We start from the raw sequence: 16,843 nt of genomic DNA, 5'->3' as shown, positions 1-16,843 counted from the left end.
TGCGTGGTCAGTATGTAGCAGGTATTGGATTAGGTGATGAACAAGGCAATGGCCGATACGGAAGCGCAAGTGCTTAAGTCGCCAAGGCACGTTGCCATCATCATGGATGGCAATGGTCGTTGGGCGCAGAGCCGCGGAAAGCCGCGTCTGTTTGGCCATCGTGCCGGAGCCAAGCGTGTGCGAGAGATCGTACGCAGTTGCCCTGATCTAGGTGTAAAATACATCACGATCTTTGCCTTCTCGACTGAGAACTGGAAACGCTCCGAGGCCGAAGTGACTGGCCTTATGTCTCTATTTCGCCGTTACATCAAAAAAGAAGCGCGCGCCCTAGTGGAAGAGGGCGTACGGGTACGGTTCATCGGTGATCGCAGCCGTTTGGGCAAAAAACTTGTTGCCCTGATGAACGAGCTGGAAGAGATGACCAGCCACAATGACTACGTAAACCTGACCATTGCCTTGAACTACGGTGGCCGGGACGAACTTGCCCGCGCCTCGAGACGTATGGCGCAGGACGTCGCGGATGGCGCGCTGAAGCCCGAAGGCGTGAATGAAGAAACCATTACAAGCTATTTAGATACAAGCATTTTACCGGATCCTGACCTTGTCATTCGTACATCCGGTGAAGCCCGCGTTTCCAATTTTCTGCTCTGGCAATCGGCCTATGCCGAATTCGAGTTCATCGAGACTCTGTGGCCCGATTTCACGTCAGAGGTGTTTCAGGAAGTCGTGGATCGCTTCTCAGGTCGGGATCGGCGTTTCGGCGCTGTGAAACCCGCGGCAGAATAGTCATCAAACTGGCCTTACTTTGACTTGAGGCCAAAGCAGTGCGATGCGATAACCCCTAAATGAGTTCAGACAGTTCCACCTCAAAATGGGCCGATCTTGCCCCGCGTGTTTTGTCCGCGGTGGCGATGGCTGGTATAGCAATATTCGCAATTTGGTCCGGTGGGGTCGTCTATCAGGCGATGATCATTGTCGTGATTGGCTTGTGTATGTGGGAGTTTATTCGCCTGCTTCAGCCCGAACCAAGCACTGTGCCCATCGCACTAGGTGTTGCGGCCTCAGTTAGTTTGCTTGTCTCAAGCCTCGGGGCTGAAGCCGCGCCGGGCATCGCGTTTTCTCCAAAAATCGCTGTGTTGTTCGTTGCTCCGCTTGTTGGTGCAATTCTGTTGACCAGCCACCGTCTGCTTTGCTTCGCTTATGGTCTGCTGATCATGTTGGCGGGGCTTGGCTTTCTGGCAATGGGGCCCGGGCCAGCGCTTATCTGGTTTATCCTGATCATAATCGTATCTGACGTGGCCGGGTATTTTGCAGGGCGATTGATCGGCGGTAAGAAATTTTGGCCGCGCGTAAGCCCAAAGAAAACATGGTCCGGGACTATTGCGGGTTGGATTGGGGCGTTGATCCTCGGCCTTATCGGCATGTCGCAAGGGATTTTCACACCGCTCGAGGCGTTCCTTGTGCCCTTGATCGCATTTGCCGGGCAAATGGGCGACATCGTTCAAAGCGCCATAAAACGCATGGTGGGGGTCAAAGACAGCTCTAACCTAATTCCCGGTCACGGCGGAGTGCTAGACCGGTTTGACGCGATGATCGGCGCCGCGGGGGCTTTGGTGCTTCTGGCCGGCGTCGGAACCTTGATCTTCGCAGGCTGAGGGCAGGGGATGGGTACGGACACAGGCAAACGCCGCATCTCGATTTTTGGAGCAACAGGTTCCATCGGGCAATCAACCATCGATCTGATCCGGCGCGATGCATTGGCTTACGATGTTGTTGCGCTGACTGGCGGGCATAACATCGCGCAGCTCGCGAAAGATGCAATCGACCTGAATGCCGACATTGCCATCACCGCACACGAAGAAAAACTAGGCGACCTAAAACAAGCACTCGCGGGCACTGGGATTGAAGCTGCTTCGGGCCCCACGGCCATGGAAGAGGCCGCCACGCGTCCATGTGACTGGGTCATGTCTTCTATCGTGGGGGCGGCGGGTCTTCTGCCAGGGCTGCGCGCCCTCGAAGCGCGGGCCACGCTGGCGCTTGCCAACAAAGAAAGCCTTGTGACGGCCGGTCCATTGATCATGGCGACGGCACAAGCGCACCATGCGCGCATCCTACCTGTCGATAGTGAACACTCGGCGGTTTTTCAGGGCTTGGTGGGTGAAGACATTGATGCGGTTGAGCGTGTGATCATCACCGCCTCTGGTGGTGCATTTCGTGACTGGCCGATGGAGAAACTCGCCACGGCCACTTTGGCCGAAGCCAGCTCTCACCCCAATTGGGACATGGGGCAACGGATCACCATCGACAGCGCCTCGATGTTCAATAAAGCGCTGGAAGTCATAGAAACAAAAGAATTTTTCCAGATCAATCCGGATCAGATTGAAGTTCTGGTCCACCCGCAAAGCCTTGTGCACGCGTTGGTTGGCTTCAACGACGGTGCGCTTATGGCGCATTTGGGCGCACCTGATATGCGCCACGCCATTGGCTATGCGCTACATTGGCCCGAGCGGCGTGAATTGCCGGTTGACCGGTTGGATCTGGCAAAGGTAGCTACGCTCGATTTCCGCGCCCCTGATGAAACGCGTTACCCGGCCCTACGTCTGGCGCGCGAGGTGATGGCTGCTGGCGGTCTGACCGGTGCCATCTTCAACGCGGCAAAAGAAATCGCCCTTGATGGCTTTATCGCAGGTCAAATTGGCTTCATGGATATGGCGGGGCTTGTCGAAGACACCCTGACACGGCTTGACGGGGATAGCGGCCTCAATCACACCGCTATGACCCTTGATAATGTGCTGGCCGCTGACCAAATGGGACGAGATGTCGCCCGCGAACTGATCGCAGCGAAGAACTGAACAGACGCGCCACCCGCGCGCATGAAACCAAAGGACACCCCTGACATATGGATCTGATCAGTTTTCTGCCCGATTTCGGCAACCTTGCCTTCACGATCCTTGCCTTCATCGTCGCGTTGACGGTGATCGTAGCCGTGCATGAATATGGTCACTATATCGTCGGGCGTTGGAGCGGCATCAAAGCAGATGTCTTCTCAATCGGAATGGGACCTGTCCTGTTTGCACGCACAGATAAACATGGCACTCAATGGCAGGTCGCGGCGTTCCCGATCGGTGGTTACGTTAAGTTCAGTGGCGACGCGAATGCAGCATCTGGTGGGGCGGACGAGGCCGTCATGGCCGAGATGTCCGACGAAGATCGTCGCCACACAATGCACGGGGCGCCACTTTGGGCGCGCGCTGCGACTGTGGCAGCGGGCCCGATTTTTAACTTTATCCTGTCGATCCTCATCTTTGCCGGGCTGGTCATGTCATCAGGCGTCGCGCGGGACCCTTTGGCGGTTAAGGCAGTAAAAGACGTTCCCGGGATGGAGCAGGGATTGCGCGCAGGTGATGAAGTTCTTTCCATTGCAGGGTTCGAAACGCCACCTTTGACCGAGTTCTATACCGTGATTGAAAAACTGCCCGAAACGGCTTTGATTGACTATCGGGTCAAACGTGACGGGCAAGATCTGACGATCACGGCCACGCATCCCTATCCAGCTTTGGTGGGGTCTGTGAGCCCACAATCGGCTGCGATGGCAGCAGGGTTGCAAGAGGGTGACTTCATTCAATCTGTAAACGGAACGCCCGTTCCGACCTTCAACTCTTTGCGCGAAATCGTCGTGAATGGGGATGGAGAAGAGCTGTCTTTGGGCATTCTGCGGGACGGGTCACCGCTTGATGTGACGCTGGCCCCGCGTAGGCAAGACATTCCAACAGGCGATGGCGGGTTTGAAACACGTTGGTTGATCGGGATCACCTCAGGGCTTGTATTCGAGCCGGCCACACGTCCGGCGGGCGTCTGGGAGAGCCTGAAATCTGGGGCCGATCGGGTGGTTTATATCATTCAAAGCAGCCTGTCCGGCCTTTGGCATATGATCACCGGCGCGATTTCCAGCTGTAATCTATCCGGGCCGATTGGGATTGCTCAGGTCTCGGGCCAAGCTGCATCGCAAGGCGCAATAACCTTTGTGTCCTTCATCGCCATGTTGTCCACAGCCATCGGCATGTTGAACCTGTTCCCAATCCCAATTCTGGATGGCGGCCACCTTGTGTTCCATGCCTGGGAGGCCGTGACCGGTCGCCCCCCGTCCGACAAAGCCTTGAACATTCTTCTTGCAATTGGTCTGGCGTTGGTTGTGACGTTGATGGTGTTTGGGCTGACAAATGATTTGTTCTGCCCTTAGGCCGATTCAACCATAGCCGCGCGTTTCACACAGTCTGCCATCAAATGAAACTGCTGCGCCAAGGGCGAGCTTGCGCGCCATACCATGCCAATGGTGCGGCTGGGTTTGGGCGCGTTAAAGCGTGAAACTGCAACGGGCGCGGAACGGGTTTCCACCCCGACGGCCATATCTGGGATGAGTGTGACACCCATCCCCGCGCCAACCATCTGCACCAATGTCGACAGGGCGCTACCATCCAGTGTTTCGCGTGGATTGCTGGATTGCATGTCGCAAAACGATAGGGCCTGATCGCGAAAGCAATGACCCTCTTCCAGCAAAAGCAAGCGCATCTCGCGCAGACCATCACGGTTTGGAACCGGCTTGTCTTTGTCAGCCTCTGGACGCACCAAGACAAATTCCTCGTCGAACAACGCCACCTCGGTCAGGGCTGGATCAGAAATGGGTAGGGCCAAGATAGCCGTATCGATCCGACCGTCTACAAGTTCGCGGATCAGGTTTGATGTCATCGTTTCGCGCATGTGAATCTCTGCACCTTGGAAACTGGCAGAGAGCTCTTGCACGATGCGCGGCAAAAGATAGGGGGCAATGGTTGGGATAACGCCAATCCGCAGCTCGCCCACCCATTGATCCCGCGCGGCGCGTGACACGTCCTCCAGCTCGTCTACAGCACGCAGAATGTCTTGCGTACGCCGTAGAAATTCACGGCCAAGCGTGGTCAGACGAACCTGTCTGGGCATCCGTTCGCACAAGACACACCCCAAGGCGTCCTCGAGTTCCTTGATTTGAACAGACAGCGCAGGCTGTGAAACAGAACATGCCTCTGCCGCGCGCCCAAAATGGCCGTGCTGGGCAAGCGCATCAAAATAACGAAGCTGACGGAGTGTGATATTGCTCATAAGGTAATCTTATCACAGGGATTAAAAGGTGCAATTTCCTCTTATCGTTTTTACCCGCTAAACTTGCGGCATAAACGGCAACCTCCGTTGCCAGCAGATTTGCCAAACATGGGAGACTTAAGATGGACGGAAACAGCATGGGAAAATGCCCGGTAGCACATGGTGCGACAAATGTCGGGATGCGGTCCAATAAGGACTGGTGGCCCAACCAGCTGAACCTACGGATGCTCCATCAGAACACTGCCAAGTCTGATCCGATGGGCGGTGACTTTGATTATGCGGAAGCCTTCAAGTCACTTGATCTGGACGCCATCAAAGCAGACCTGACAGCTTTGATGACGGACAGTCAGGAATGGTGGCCAGCTGACTATGGTCATTACGGCGGGTTTTTCATTCGTATGGCATGGCACAGCGCAGGTACCTATCGCACGGCCGATGGGCGTGGCGGGGCAGGCACCGGTCAGCAACGGTTCGCGCCACTAAACTCCTGGCCCGATAACGGGAACCTGGACAAGGCGCGCCGTCTTCTGTGGCCGATCAAGCAGAAATACGGCAACCAAATCTCGTGGGCAGATCTGATGATCCTTGCAGGGAATGTGGCTATCACCTCAATGGGTGGACCAACCTTCGGTTTTGCTGGCGGTCGCGCCGATGTGTGGGAACCGGAAGAAGACACCTATTGGGGGGCTGAAACCGAATGGTTGGCAGGCGATGACAATCCCAACAGCCGTTATTCCGGTGAACGTGATCTGGAGAACCCGCTGGCAGCCGTTCAGATGGGACTTATCTATGTGAACCCGGAAGGCCCTAACGGAGAACCCGATATTTTGGCTTCAGGACGCGACATACGCGAGACCTTTGCCCGCATGGCCATGAATGATGAAGAAACCGTGGCGCTGGTCGCAGGTGGGCACACATTTGGCAAGGCCCATGGGGCAGGGGATCCCGCCCTGGTCGGCCCGGAACCCGAAGCCGCTGCGATCGAAGAAATGGGCTTTGGCTGGATGAACGCACATGGCTCTGGCCATGGTGATGACACCACCACGAGCGGTATCGAAGGCGCGTGGACTGCAAACCCGATCAAGTGGGACAATGGGTATTTCGATCTGTTGTTTGGCTATGATTGGAACCTGACCAAGTCGCCTGCGGGTGCGTACATTTGGGAACCCGTCGGGGTGACCGAAGAGGACATGGCCCCACAAGCCCATGACGCCTCGAAGAAGGTTCCTACCATGATGACCACAGCCGATATGGCGATGCGCATAGACCCGATCTATGGCCCGATCTCGAAGCGCTTCCACGAAAACCCGGATCAGTTTGCTGATGCGTTTGCACGCGCTTGGTTCAAGCTGACCCATCGCGATATGGGTCCGCGGGCACGCTACCTGGGCGCAGATGTGCCAAGCGAGGAACTGATCTGGCAAGATCCCATTCCGGCCTCGGAAACGAAGCTCAGCGATGCAGACGTCACTGCCTTGAAGGCAGCCGTTCTGAAAACCGGACTGAGCATCTCGGACCTTGTGAAAACGGCTTGGGCATCCGCTTCTACCTTCCGGGGATCGGATATGCGGGGCGGTGCCAATGGCGCGCGTATCCGACTTGAGCCGATGAATCGCTGGGACGTGAATGAACCAGAGGCGCTTGAAAACGTTCTGACCAAACTGGAAGAGCTTCGCGGTGATTTCGGCAAGCCCGTTTCGATGGCTGACCTGATTGTAATTGCTGGCTCTGCGGCGGTGGAACAAGCGGCGGCTGATGCGGGTCACTGCATCCTTGTGCCCTGCACATTGGGTCGTGGGGATGCCACGCAAGAGATGACAGATGTCGAAAGCGTCAGCCACCTCGAACCGGCTGCAGACGGTTTCCGCAACTGGCAACGGACCGAGTTCACGATCTCACCTGAGGAGCTGTTGATCGACAAAGCCCAGCTTCTAGGTCTGGGCGCACCTGAAATGACCGTATTGGTTGGCGGTTTGCGTGTACTGGGTGCAAACCATGGCGACAGCAAACATGGTGTTCTTACAGAGAGCACTGGCAAGCTCAGCGCAGATTTCTTTGTGAACCTGCTGGATATGGGCACCAAGTGGACGGATCAGGGCGATGGCACCTATGCTGGGACTGACCGGTCGTCAGGCAAGCAGAAATGGACGGCGACGCGGGTTGATTTGGCCTTTGGTTCAAATTCTCAACTGCGCGCGCTTGCAGAAGTCTACGCGCAGGATGACGCGGGTCAGAAGATGGTCGAGGATTTTGTAGCGGCCTGGACCAAGGTCATGAACGCAGATCGCTTTGATCTGGCCTAAGCCAACCGCGCCTTAGATTACATGATTGATTTGGGGGCAGGGGACTGCCCCCTTTTCTATGCGACTTGCACCTAGTCCGCGATGTGTATTTCCAGATGCGATAGGACCTCTGAAAACGCCTCGGGCGGGGTTTCATTGGTGACCAGAGCATCTCCTGTCTTCAGATCCGGCTGACGCAAGGACGGTTTGCGTGTTTGCGGCTGAAACTTCGACGCATCCACCGCCATGATCGACCGAGACGCGCTGTTCATCATGGCATAAGCCATGTCGACCTCGCATTGTTCATGCACCATAAAACCTTTGTCCGGGTGCACCATGGAGGCGGATAGAACGCAGTGATCAACCTGCGCGCGCTCTACCACCTGAAAGGCCGAGCGATCAAAGGACGCACCATCGTGATCCCGCAACTGCGTTCCTGCCATTGAAACATTGTTTCCGGGGATCATGGCCAATGTGCTGGCCACAAAAGCCGAATTAGTTACCACGGTCAGTTCGCGGCGTTCCCGCAAAACCTGTGCAATGAAAGCCGATGTCGATCCGGTGTCGATGGTGAGGCTGTCACCATCTTTCACAAGCTCCGCCACTTTGTTTGCAATCGCGACCTTCGCGTCGCGGTTCAAGTTCATTCGAGACAGGAAAGGGGGGTCCATGGCGGATTTGTTGGACACAAGCGCGCCATGCACTTTGCTGAGCGCTCCGCGTTCGGCAAGCGGGCGCGTGACCCGGCGAATGGTCTGGTCCGACACGCCCATGATCTGCGACAGCTCCTGCACGCTGACAGTCCCCATCATGTCGACTCGGCGAAGTATCTCTTCACTGTATTTCGAGGTTGGTGTGCTCATGGGCGAACCAGCTCCAGCAATTCAGCATGCAATTCAGGTGTTGCGGCAGTCACGGTGCGCCCGTCAGAGGTCAGAGACAGCGGCCGTCCATGCCAGTCCGTCATGATCCCGCCTGCCGCTTCGACCACCGCAGCAACCGGCAGGTAATCATATGGTTGAAGCCCAAAGTCAATAACGGCGTCCGCGTACCCGCTGGCCACCAACATGTGGGGATAGCAGTCGGCCCCAAATCTGCGAAGGTCCCCAGCTGTGATCATTCGCACAAACTGTTGGGGCGCTTCCTGCGCCAGCTTGTCCGCTTCATTTATGAACAGGCGCGCCCTTTTTAGAGTTTTACAGGCAGACACCGATATCTGCGCACCGTTCAAATAAGCCCCCAGGCCTTGCGCACCTGAATAGACTTCGCCCAAGGCTGGCATGTTAACGACGCCCAGTTGGGGAACATCATCGGATAGGTACCCCAACAGGATCCCAAACAGCGGCAGCCCCGTAATGAAAGAGCGCGTGCCGTCAATAGGATCAACGATCCACATGTCAGAACGGTCTCCACTTTGACCAAATTCTTCGCCCAGAATAGATTCTTCCGGGAATGACGCCGCAATCGCTGTCCGGATTGCCGTCTCGGTGTTCTGATCGGCGATGGTAACGGGGCTTTCATCGGATTTTGAGGTGATATCCAGCTCTTTCCGAAAAAACTCCATCGCGACCGGCGATACATCAACAGAGATTTTGCGAGCAATATCAAAGCGTGTGCGTAGCGTTTCCATACGTGATCCGATGTCCTTTAGTCCCCGTCAAAACTTCCCTGAGGGCAAACAATTTACAAATAATATCTACATTAGTTTTGGCAATATGTCGATTTTTGTTGATTTGAGGGTGAACTGTTGTTGATTATTGGCATCAAGCCGGTGCCAAACAACATCTGCATGGAACCAGAGCGTCGGCATTCAATGGGAGTTATCACATGAAACACTTGTCTGTTCTGACTGCAGCTTTCCTTGCCGCAACGCCCCTAATGGCGAAAGATTCCAGCGACCCGATCAAACTGACGCTGCATGATTGGTCCGGTCAGCTAATCACCACCACGCTTATGGGCGAGGTTCTGAAGAAAGCCGGAAACAACGTCGAATATCTGCAAGCTGACTATATTGCGCAGTTCGCAGGTCTCAAAACCGGAGACCTGCACCTGGCGATGGAGATCTGGGAAACCACCGGACGCGAAGCGCTGGATGAAGCTGTTGGGACCGGGAACGTTATCAACATGGGCGAAACCGGCATGATCGCCATCGAAGAATGGTGGTATCCGGCCTATATGGAAGAACGCTGCCCGGGGCTTCCAGATTGGAAAGCACTAAACGATTGCGCGCAGGAATTCGCGACGGCCGAAACCGCGCCTTTAGGGCGTTATCTTGGCGCCCCCGTAACCTGGGGCGGTTTTGATGATGAACGGGTCGAGGCTTTGGGCATGGATTTCGAAGTTGTCCACGCGGGTACGGATGCTGCGTTGTTCGCAGAGCTTGAAGCCGCATATCAACGAAAAGATCCAATTGTTCTATGGGTTTATGCTCCGCATTGGGCGCTGACGAAATACGAAGGCAGCTTTGTAGAGTTTCCGCCGTATTCGGTTGAATGCTACAATGATCCCTCTGTTGGTATGAACGTTGATGCTGCTTATGACTGTGGCAAACCAACAGGACCGATCTGGAAAGCCGCGTGGTCGGGACTTCCTGATCAATGGCCGAACGCCGCTAAAACGATCGGTAACTTCAACATCTCAAACGATGACATGAGCGCCATGGTGGCGGATGTGGATTTGAACGGGAAATCTGTTGATGATGTTGTGGCAGCGTGGATGGCCGACAATGAAGCGACTTGGCAGAGCTGGATCGCTCAGTAATCCAACTGACCTTTCTGGGCGTGGTTCGCCGCGCCCAGTTCCCGAAATCTGCTAAACAGTACATGCCACATCGGTCAGGTTTTGACCGTGGATGAATTCTGCGCCCGAGGACCATATGAACAAACCTGTCATTCTTGACTGTCGCCATGTCTGGAAGCTCTACGGGGCAGGGGCGGATGCTTTGTTTAATGATGGCAAAACACCGGATGCCGAAACTCTGGCCAAAGCCAGTGTGATTGGCGCGGTGCGGGACGTGAATGTGCAGATACATCAGGGCGAGATATTCGTGATTATGGGCCTCTCAGGCTCTGGAAAATCAACTCTTGTCAGATGTTTATCGCGCCTTGTCGAACCAACCGCAGGCGAAATCGAGTTTGACGGGCGGGACCTGCTTAGCGCCTCAGATGCAGAGTTGATCGAGATTCGCCGCAAAAAGATGGGAATGGTCTTTCAGCAATTCGCACTGATGCCCCATCTAACGGTTCTGGAAAACGTCGCGTTCCCGCTTGAAATTCAAGGCGTAGATCGCGCCACACGCGAGGCCAGTGCCCGTAAGGTTATAGAACTCGTAGGCCTGCACGGGCGCGAGGAGTATTACCCACGCGAATTGTCGGGCGGGCAACAGCAACGCGTAGGAATTGCCCGCAGCCTTATCGTTGAGCCTGATCTTTGGTTCCTCGATGAACCTTTTTCTGCTCTTGATCCATTGATCCGTCGCGAGATGCAGGACGAATTCATTCGTCTGCAAAACATGCTGAAAAAGACAATTGTTTTCATCACCCATGACTTCGACGAGGCCATAAGGCTGGCGGATCGAATTGCGGTGATGAAAGACGGAAAGATCGAACAGGTCGCAACGCCGGAAGAACTGGTTCAGAACCCGGCCACCGAATATGTCGCGGATTTCACGCGCCATGTTGCGCGGTCAAAAGTAGTGCGTGCGCAAAGCCATATGGAGCCTGCCACCAGCGACAGTTTCGCAGGCGACGTCGCCCATGACGCGACAATTGACTCCATCGCGGATGAAGTTGAACGGGCAGATCTGCCCTTCAGGGTTATCAAAGACGGCAAGGTGATTGGTCAAATCACCGCGCGCGCAGTCATCGACGTGTTGGTAGGGCGCAGCTGATGTCCGGTTTCGCGCGACATATCACGCGATCAAGGCTGTTCTGGGCAGTCCTTTTCCTGGCCACTTGGGTGCTATCGCAATTTTCGTTCCAGATCTACAAAGCGCTCGACGCACGTTGGATCATCCGGTTCCCAAAGAAATATCAACTGAATTTTGATGTTGTTGTCGGCGACTTCATGGATTGGCTGGTCAATACCGCGAATTTCTGGCTCTTCACATTCCGAGACATGACCCGCGCGATCGCGTGGGTGATCGAGATCCCCTACCAGTTTTTACGAAACCTTTTGATCGAAGGGTTTCAAACCGGCATAGGCGATACGGCCGTCCAGATCATGCCATCGCTTAGCTGGATTGCGGTGATCGGCATCGTCATTGCCATTGGACAGTTTGCTCGCGACTGGTCGTTGGCGGCACTTTCAGGGACATGTTTCCTGTATCTTGCAGTGTTCGGCCAGTGGGAAAGCGCGATGATCACGCTGGCCTCTGTGCTGGTTGCGGTGCCAATAGGGGCGATTGGTGGGCTGCTGTTGGGCATTTTGGCCTACCGCGTGCACTGGGTTGAGCTGCTTTTACGACCCATCCTTGACTTGATGCAGACCGTGCCCGTCTTTGCCTATCTGGTGCCGATCCTGATCCTGTTTGGCTTTGGACCAGTGGCTGCACTTGTGGCCACCGTAATCTATGCGATGCCCCCGATGATCCGCGTCACCATTGTCGCGCTTAAGGGCGTGCCGAAAGAGTTGTTGGAAGCAGGCCGGATGATGGGGGCCACCCAGCGTCAAATGACGTGGAAAGTGCTTGTCCCGTCAGCAACGCCCACGCTTATGGTCGGCGCAAATCAGGTGATCATGTTGACGCTGAACATGGTGATTATCGCATCTATGATCGGTGCAGGCGGGCTGGGGTTCGACGTTTTGGCGAGCCTACGCAGGCTGGATATTGGCGGCGGGATCGAGGCCGGATTGGCCATTGTCGTGATGGCCATTGCGCTTGATCGCACCAGTCAGGCCTTTTCAGAACGCCGCATGATGCATGCCCGCAGCGGCACCTTTTTGAACCGTCACCCTTGGACCAGTGCAACGCTTGTGATCGTTGTCGGAACTTTCCTGCTCGGGCTTCTGATCCCGGCCGTTCAAACCTATCCCGAGGTTCTAACGATCAGCACCGGAACCTTCTGGTCCAGCACGATGGAGTGGATCAACGTCAACTTCTTCGACACGTTGGACGCGCTTAAAACCATGTTGCTGAAGGGTGTTTTGCTGCCCGTTAAAAAGTTCTTTGTCGGGATTCCGTGGCTCTGGGGGATATTCGTCACGGGTCTGATTGCTTGGCGTATCGCGGGCTGGAAACTTGGCGTTATCGCCGCTTTGATGATGGCCTTCATCGCCGCAAGCGGACTGTGGGGCAAAGCCATGGTCACGCTTTATCTGTGCGGCGTATCGGTCTTCATTGCCGTTCTGATCGGCACCCCTTTGGGCATTTGGGCCGCGCAGAAGCCAAAGGCGGGGCGCGTAATTCTTGCCGTAATGGATACGCTGCAAACCTTGCCGTCTTTTGTCTACCTGATCCCGGTGGTGATGCTGTTTCGCGTGGGCGACTTCAGCGCGATGATTGCTGTCGTTCTCTACGCTCTCGCTCCTGCGGTGCGTTATGCGGCGCATGGGATCCGCGAGGTGCCTCCACAGCTACTGGAAGCCGGAAGGATGGCCGGCTGTACTCCGCGACAACTTCTATGGCGGGTCAAGCTGCCCTTGGCGATGCCGCAGCTTCTACTTGGACTGAACCAGACGATCATGCTTGCGCTTTCCATGTTGGTGATCACAGCGCTGGTGGGAACACGCGACCTTGGGCAAGAGGTCTATATCGCCTTAACAAAAGCCAACGCAGGGCAGGGGATTGTGGCGGGGCTTTCCGTGGCCTTCATTGCAATCATCGCCGATCGCATCGTGCATGCCCTTTCAGACACTCAAAAACAAAGGCTGGGCTTATGACAGAACACGCAATTGCCAAAGCGGCGGCTTTGCCTTGCTTCAAAAACCCTCAGCAAACTGAACCGCTGAGTGGTGGGATCACCAATGTGAACCTGAAGGTGACTGACGAAGGACGTGACTATGTTGTCAGGCTTGGGAGCGACATCCCGGAACACGGGGTTATGCGTTGGAACGAGTTGGCGCTTAGTCGGGCGGCCGAGGCGGCTGGCATTTCACCCGCGGTGCATTACCACGAACCAGGCGCTCTGGTGCTGGATTTCATCGACGCGCAAACATTCACGGAAGAAATGGCGCGAGACCCTGAAAACGTGCCCCGCATCATCAAGCTCTTAAAACACACGCATCACGCACTCAGTCAGCATTTGACGGGGCCGGTTCTAACGTTTTGGCCATTTCAGGTGAACAGGACTTATGCCACACGGCTGCGCGCAGAAGGGTCCCGGAACATCGCCAAACTGCCCGCACTGATGGAGGATTTGGACAGGTTGGAAGAGGCAACTGGCCCGGTCACTCTGGTGATTGGTCACAATGATCTGCTGGCCGCCAATATCCTTGATGATGGAAAAAAACTTTGGCTGATCGATTGGGAATATGGCGGCTTCAATACCCCCTTGTTTGATTTGGCCGGTCTTGCCGGAAACAACGGGTATTCAGAAGCGCAAGAGCGCGACATGCTTGAGCAGTATTTCGAGGTCCCCGCTAAGACCCACTGGCGCCCCTATCAAGCCATGAAATGTGTATCGCTCATGCGTGAAACCCTTTGGTCCATGACGTCAGAAATCCATTCCGAATTGGATTTCGATTTCGTCGCCTATACCGCCGAAAACATGGAGCGGCTTAACGCTTCCCTTAAAGATTTTCAAAACACATAAGGACACGCCATGACGCTTCCTCCATCTGCCAAAACACTCATCATCGGCGGCGGCATCATCGGCTGCTCAACCGCGTATCACCTTGCCCAAATGGGGGAAGAGGTACTGCTACTTGAGAAAGCCGCGTTGACGTCCGGTTCCACCTGGCACGCTGCAGGATTGGTCGGGCAACTCCGTTCAAACGCCAACATCACGCAGTTGCTGGGCTATTCGATTGATCTTTACGACAAGCTCGAGGCGGAAACCGGTCTGGCAACCGGTTGGAAAATGAATGGCGGGTTGCGGCTGGCCTGTAACGAAGAACGCTGGACCGAGGTGAAACGGCAGTCCACCACAGCACATTCCTTTGGGTTGGACATGCAGTTGCTGACACCGCAAGAGGCGCAAGCCCTCTGGCCGCTCATGGATATTTCGGACGTTGTAGGTGCGGCGTTTCTGCCGACAGACGGGCAGGCGAGCCCATCGGACATCACCCAGGCACTTGCGCGCGGGGCACGGGCCAAGGGCGCGGTTCTGATCGAAAACATGCCGGTCACGAAAATCCTATCCGAAAAAGGGAAGCTGATTGGCGTGCGCACGCCGCAAGGAGACATTTCTTGCGAAAAACTGGTGCTGTGCTGTGGGCAATGGACACGCGAACTTGCCAAGGAGATCGGCGTGACCGTACCGCTTGTTTCGGTTGAACATCAGTACATGGTGACCGAGGCGTTTGGTGTGCCCAAAGACCTTCCAACGCTGCGCGATCCCGACAGGCTGACCTACTACAAAGAAGAAGTCGGCGGGCTGGTGATGGGAGGCTATGAGCCGAACGGCATCCCTTGGGCCAAGGATGGCATTCCTGATCCCTTTGACTTCCAGCTCTTGGAATCAAATTTCGACCATTTCGAACAGTTGATGGAACTGTCTTTGCCTCGTGTTCCAAAGCTCGAAACCGTAGGGGTGAAACAGCTGATCAACGGGCCTGAAAGCTTTACGCCTGATGGCAATTTCATCTTGGGCGAAGCGCCCGAAATGGCGAACGTGTTTATCGGCGCGGGCTTTAATGCGTTCGGCATCGCATCGGGCGGCGGGGCAGGGATGGCGCTGGCGGAATGGGTTGCCAAGGGCGCGCCGCCCTATGATTTGTGGCCCGTCGACATTCGACGCTTTGGCCGGCCCCATACGGACACCGATTGGGTGCGGACCCGCACGCTTGAAGCTTACGGAAAGCATTACACGATGGCATGGCCATCAGAGGAACATGAAAGCGGTCGGCCGTGCCGTCGCTCACCCCTCTATGACAGGCTCAAGTCCGAAGGCGCGGTGTTTGGAGAGAAGCTTGGGTGGGAACGGCCAAACTGGTTTGCAGAAAAGGGCGAGGAGCCCCGCGATATCTACACATTTGAACGCCCCAATTGGCACGAAGCCGTGGGCCGCGAACACAAAGCCGCGCGCGATGCGGCCGTGCTGTTTGACCAAAGTTCCTTTGCCAAGTTCATCCTACAAGGGCCGGATGCAGAAGCCGCGTTGCAATGGATTGCAGCCAATCGCGTCGACAAGCCCGTGGGATCAATCATCTATACCCAGATGCTGAACGACAAAGGTGGGATCGAATGCGATTTAACCTGTGTCCGCACGGGCCATGACAGCTACTACATTATCACTGGGACCGGATTTGCCACCCATGATTTCGACTGGATCCGTCGAAACATTCCTGAGGGTCTGAATGCGCAGCTTGTCGATGTGACATCTTCGAATGCGGTTCTGTCTTTGTTTGGACCAAAGGCAAGAGATATCCTGTCCAAGGTCACCAGAGATGACATAAGTAATGAGGCGCAACCCTTTGCGACATCGCAACAAATAGGAATTGCGGGTTGTCCAATACTAGCCCTTAGGATCACTTATGTAGGTGAGCTGGGATGGGAACTTCATCTGCCCACGGAATACGCACAAACTGTCTATGACGCGCTGCATAGGGCAGGAGCGTCTCATGGGCTTAGAAATGCTGGCTATAGAGCGATTGAGACCCTTCGACTTGAAAAAGGCTACCGCGCATGGTCGGCGGATATCGGGCCGGATCACACACCCGATGAAGCGGGTCTTGGCTGGGCAGTGAAGATAAAATCCAGCATTCCGTTCAAAGGTCGTGAAGCCGTTGTTAATCAACGTAAAAACGGGCTTCATAAGATCCTGGCAACCTTCACGACAGATGGTGACACCATTCTGTCTGGCCGTGAAACGATCTACCGGAATGGAGAACGCTGCGGTTGGCTTTCGTCGGGGGGTTATGGACATACATTAGAGCGCTCAATCGGGATGGGATATGTGCGTGCCACTGAACCGATCGACAAAGACTATGTGCTTAAAGGTACATATGAGCTCGAGGTGGCAACCAAACGTGTGCCCGCTGAGGTTACCTTAAGTCCACTTTATGACCCGAAAATGGAGAAAGTTCGGAGTTAGCACAAAATTCAGTCCAAACTCGAACCGGGGGGGAATTATTATACGTTTGATCAAAGGTCGTCTATAATGCGCATAATCTATATTATGTTAATTGTTATCTTAACACAGTGATCATTGTAGAACTGGTTAATTAATGAGACTCAATTAGGTAGACTCGTTCTTTAATGTTTTCAATGACCGGATGTTTTCGGGACTTGCGTGATCTTGGCTGTGCTGACGGGATTCAACCTG

The 16,843-nt window shown here is 55.1% G+C and carries 13 protein-coding genes; 10 read left to right on the top strand and 3 right to left on the bottom strand.

The window, feature by feature from the left end:
• Positions 1 to 36 precede the first annotated feature (36 nt).
• From MWU55_RS14545 to rseP, 4 genes are read left to right on the top strand one after another with little or no spacing between them, the layout of a single operon-like run.
• Entirely contained in the window at positions 37 to 786 is a 750-nt protein-coding gene (locus tag MWU55_RS14545) for an isoprenyl transferase (RefSeq protein WP_246937254.1), read from the top strand.
• Between the two features lie 59 nt (positions 787 to 845).
• Positions 846 to 1,655, top strand: a complete 810-nt coding sequence (locus tag MWU55_RS14540; RefSeq protein ID WP_246937252.1) for a phosphatidate cytidylyltransferase — start codon at positions 846 to 848, stop codon at positions 1,653 to 1,655.
• Positions 1,656 to 1,664: 9 nt separating this feature from the next.
• Positions 1,665 to 2,852 (top strand): 1-deoxy-D-xylulose-5-phosphate reductoisomerase, encoded by a 1,188-nt coding sequence (gene dxr / locus MWU55_RS14535; RefSeq protein ID WP_246937250.1) that lies wholly within the window; start codon positions 1,665 to 1,667, stop codon positions 2,850 to 2,852.
• A 47-nt stretch (positions 2,853 to 2,899) separates the two neighbouring features.
• A complete protein-coding gene (gene rseP / locus MWU55_RS14530) occupies positions 2,900 to 4,240 on the top strand; it encodes an RIP metalloprotease RseP (RefSeq protein ID WP_246937248.1) in 1,341 nt (446 codons plus the stop codon).
• Here rseP and MWU55_RS14525 read toward each other — a convergent pair.
• Positions 4,237 to 5,136 (bottom strand): LysR substrate-binding domain-containing protein, encoded by a 900-nt coding sequence (locus tag MWU55_RS14525; RefSeq protein WP_246937246.1) that lies wholly within the window; start codon positions 5,134 to 5,136, stop codon positions 4,237 to 4,239. The genes rseP and MWU55_RS14525 overlap by 4 nt on opposite strands.
• A gap of 122 nt (positions 5,137 to 5,258) precedes the next feature.
• On the opposite strand from MWU55_RS14525, the gene katG reads away from it, so the two are divergent.
• Positions 5,259 to 7,439: a catalase/peroxidase HPI gene (gene katG, locus MWU55_RS14520; RefSeq protein WP_246937243.1), complete on the top strand. Its 2,181-nt coding sequence runs from the start codon at positions 5,259 to 5,261 to the stop codon at positions 7,437 to 7,439.
• A 71-nt stretch (positions 7,440 to 7,510) separates the two neighbouring features.
• Here the strand turns inward: katG and MWU55_RS14515 are convergent, their stop codons facing one another.
• Both MWU55_RS14515 and MWU55_RS14510 read right to left on the bottom strand, forming a co-directional pair.
• A complete protein-coding gene (locus MWU55_RS14515) occupies positions 7,511 to 8,281 on the bottom strand; it encodes a DeoR/GlpR family DNA-binding transcription regulator (protein ID WP_246937241.1) in 771 nt (256 codons plus the stop codon).
• On the bottom strand, positions 8,278 to 9,048 hold the full coding sequence (locus tag MWU55_RS14510; protein ID WP_246937239.1) for an inositol monophosphatase family protein: 771 nt from the start codon (positions 9,046 to 9,048) through the stop codon (positions 8,278 to 8,280). Before MWU55_RS14510 ends, MWU55_RS14515 begins: the two co-directional genes overlap by 4 nt.
• Positions 9,049 to 9,245: 197 nt before the next feature.
• Between MWU55_RS14510 and MWU55_RS14505 the strand changes: the two genes are divergently transcribed.
• From MWU55_RS14505 to MWU55_RS14485, 5 genes are all read left to right on the top strand, one after another.
• On the top strand, positions 9,246 to 10,178 hold the full coding sequence (locus MWU55_RS14505) for an ABC transporter substrate-binding protein (protein ID WP_246937237.1): 933 nt from the start codon (positions 9,246 to 9,248) through the stop codon (positions 10,176 to 10,178).
• Between the two features lie 115 nt (positions 10,179 to 10,293).
• Positions 10,294 to 11,307 carry a betaine/proline/choline family ABC transporter ATP-binding protein gene (locus tag MWU55_RS14500; RefSeq protein ID WP_246937235.1) on the top strand — a complete coding sequence of 338 codons (1,014 nt, stop codon included), beginning with the start codon at positions 10,294 to 10,296 and terminating at the stop codon, positions 11,305 to 11,307.
• On the top strand, positions 11,307 to 13,298 hold the full coding sequence (locus MWU55_RS14495; RefSeq protein WP_246937233.1) for an ABC transporter permease subunit: 1,992 nt from the start codon (positions 11,307 to 11,309) through the stop codon (positions 13,296 to 13,298). Before MWU55_RS14500 ends, MWU55_RS14495 begins: the two co-directional genes overlap by 1 nt.
• The gene (locus MWU55_RS14490) at positions 13,295 to 14,170 is read left to right on the top strand and encodes a phosphotransferase (RefSeq protein ID WP_246937231.1); all 876 of its coding nucleotides are present in this window, start codon (positions 13,295 to 13,297) and stop codon (positions 14,168 to 14,170) included. Before MWU55_RS14495 ends, MWU55_RS14490 begins: the two co-directional genes overlap by 4 nt.
• A gap of 9 nt (positions 14,171 to 14,179) precedes the next feature.
• Positions 14,180 to 16,612 (top strand): FAD-dependent oxidoreductase, encoded by a 2,433-nt coding sequence (locus tag MWU55_RS14485; RefSeq protein WP_246937229.1) that lies wholly within the window; start codon positions 14,180 to 14,182, stop codon positions 16,610 to 16,612.
• The last annotated feature ends 231 nt before the right edge of the window (positions 16,613 to 16,843 follow it).

Origin of the sequence: Aliiroseovarius sp. F20344 (assembly GCF_023016155.1) — a bacterium.
GTDB lineage: Bacteria > Pseudomonadota > Alphaproteobacteria > Rhodobacterales > Rhodobacteraceae > Aliiroseovarius.
This window is presented reverse-complemented; position numbering and strand designations above follow the sequence as displayed.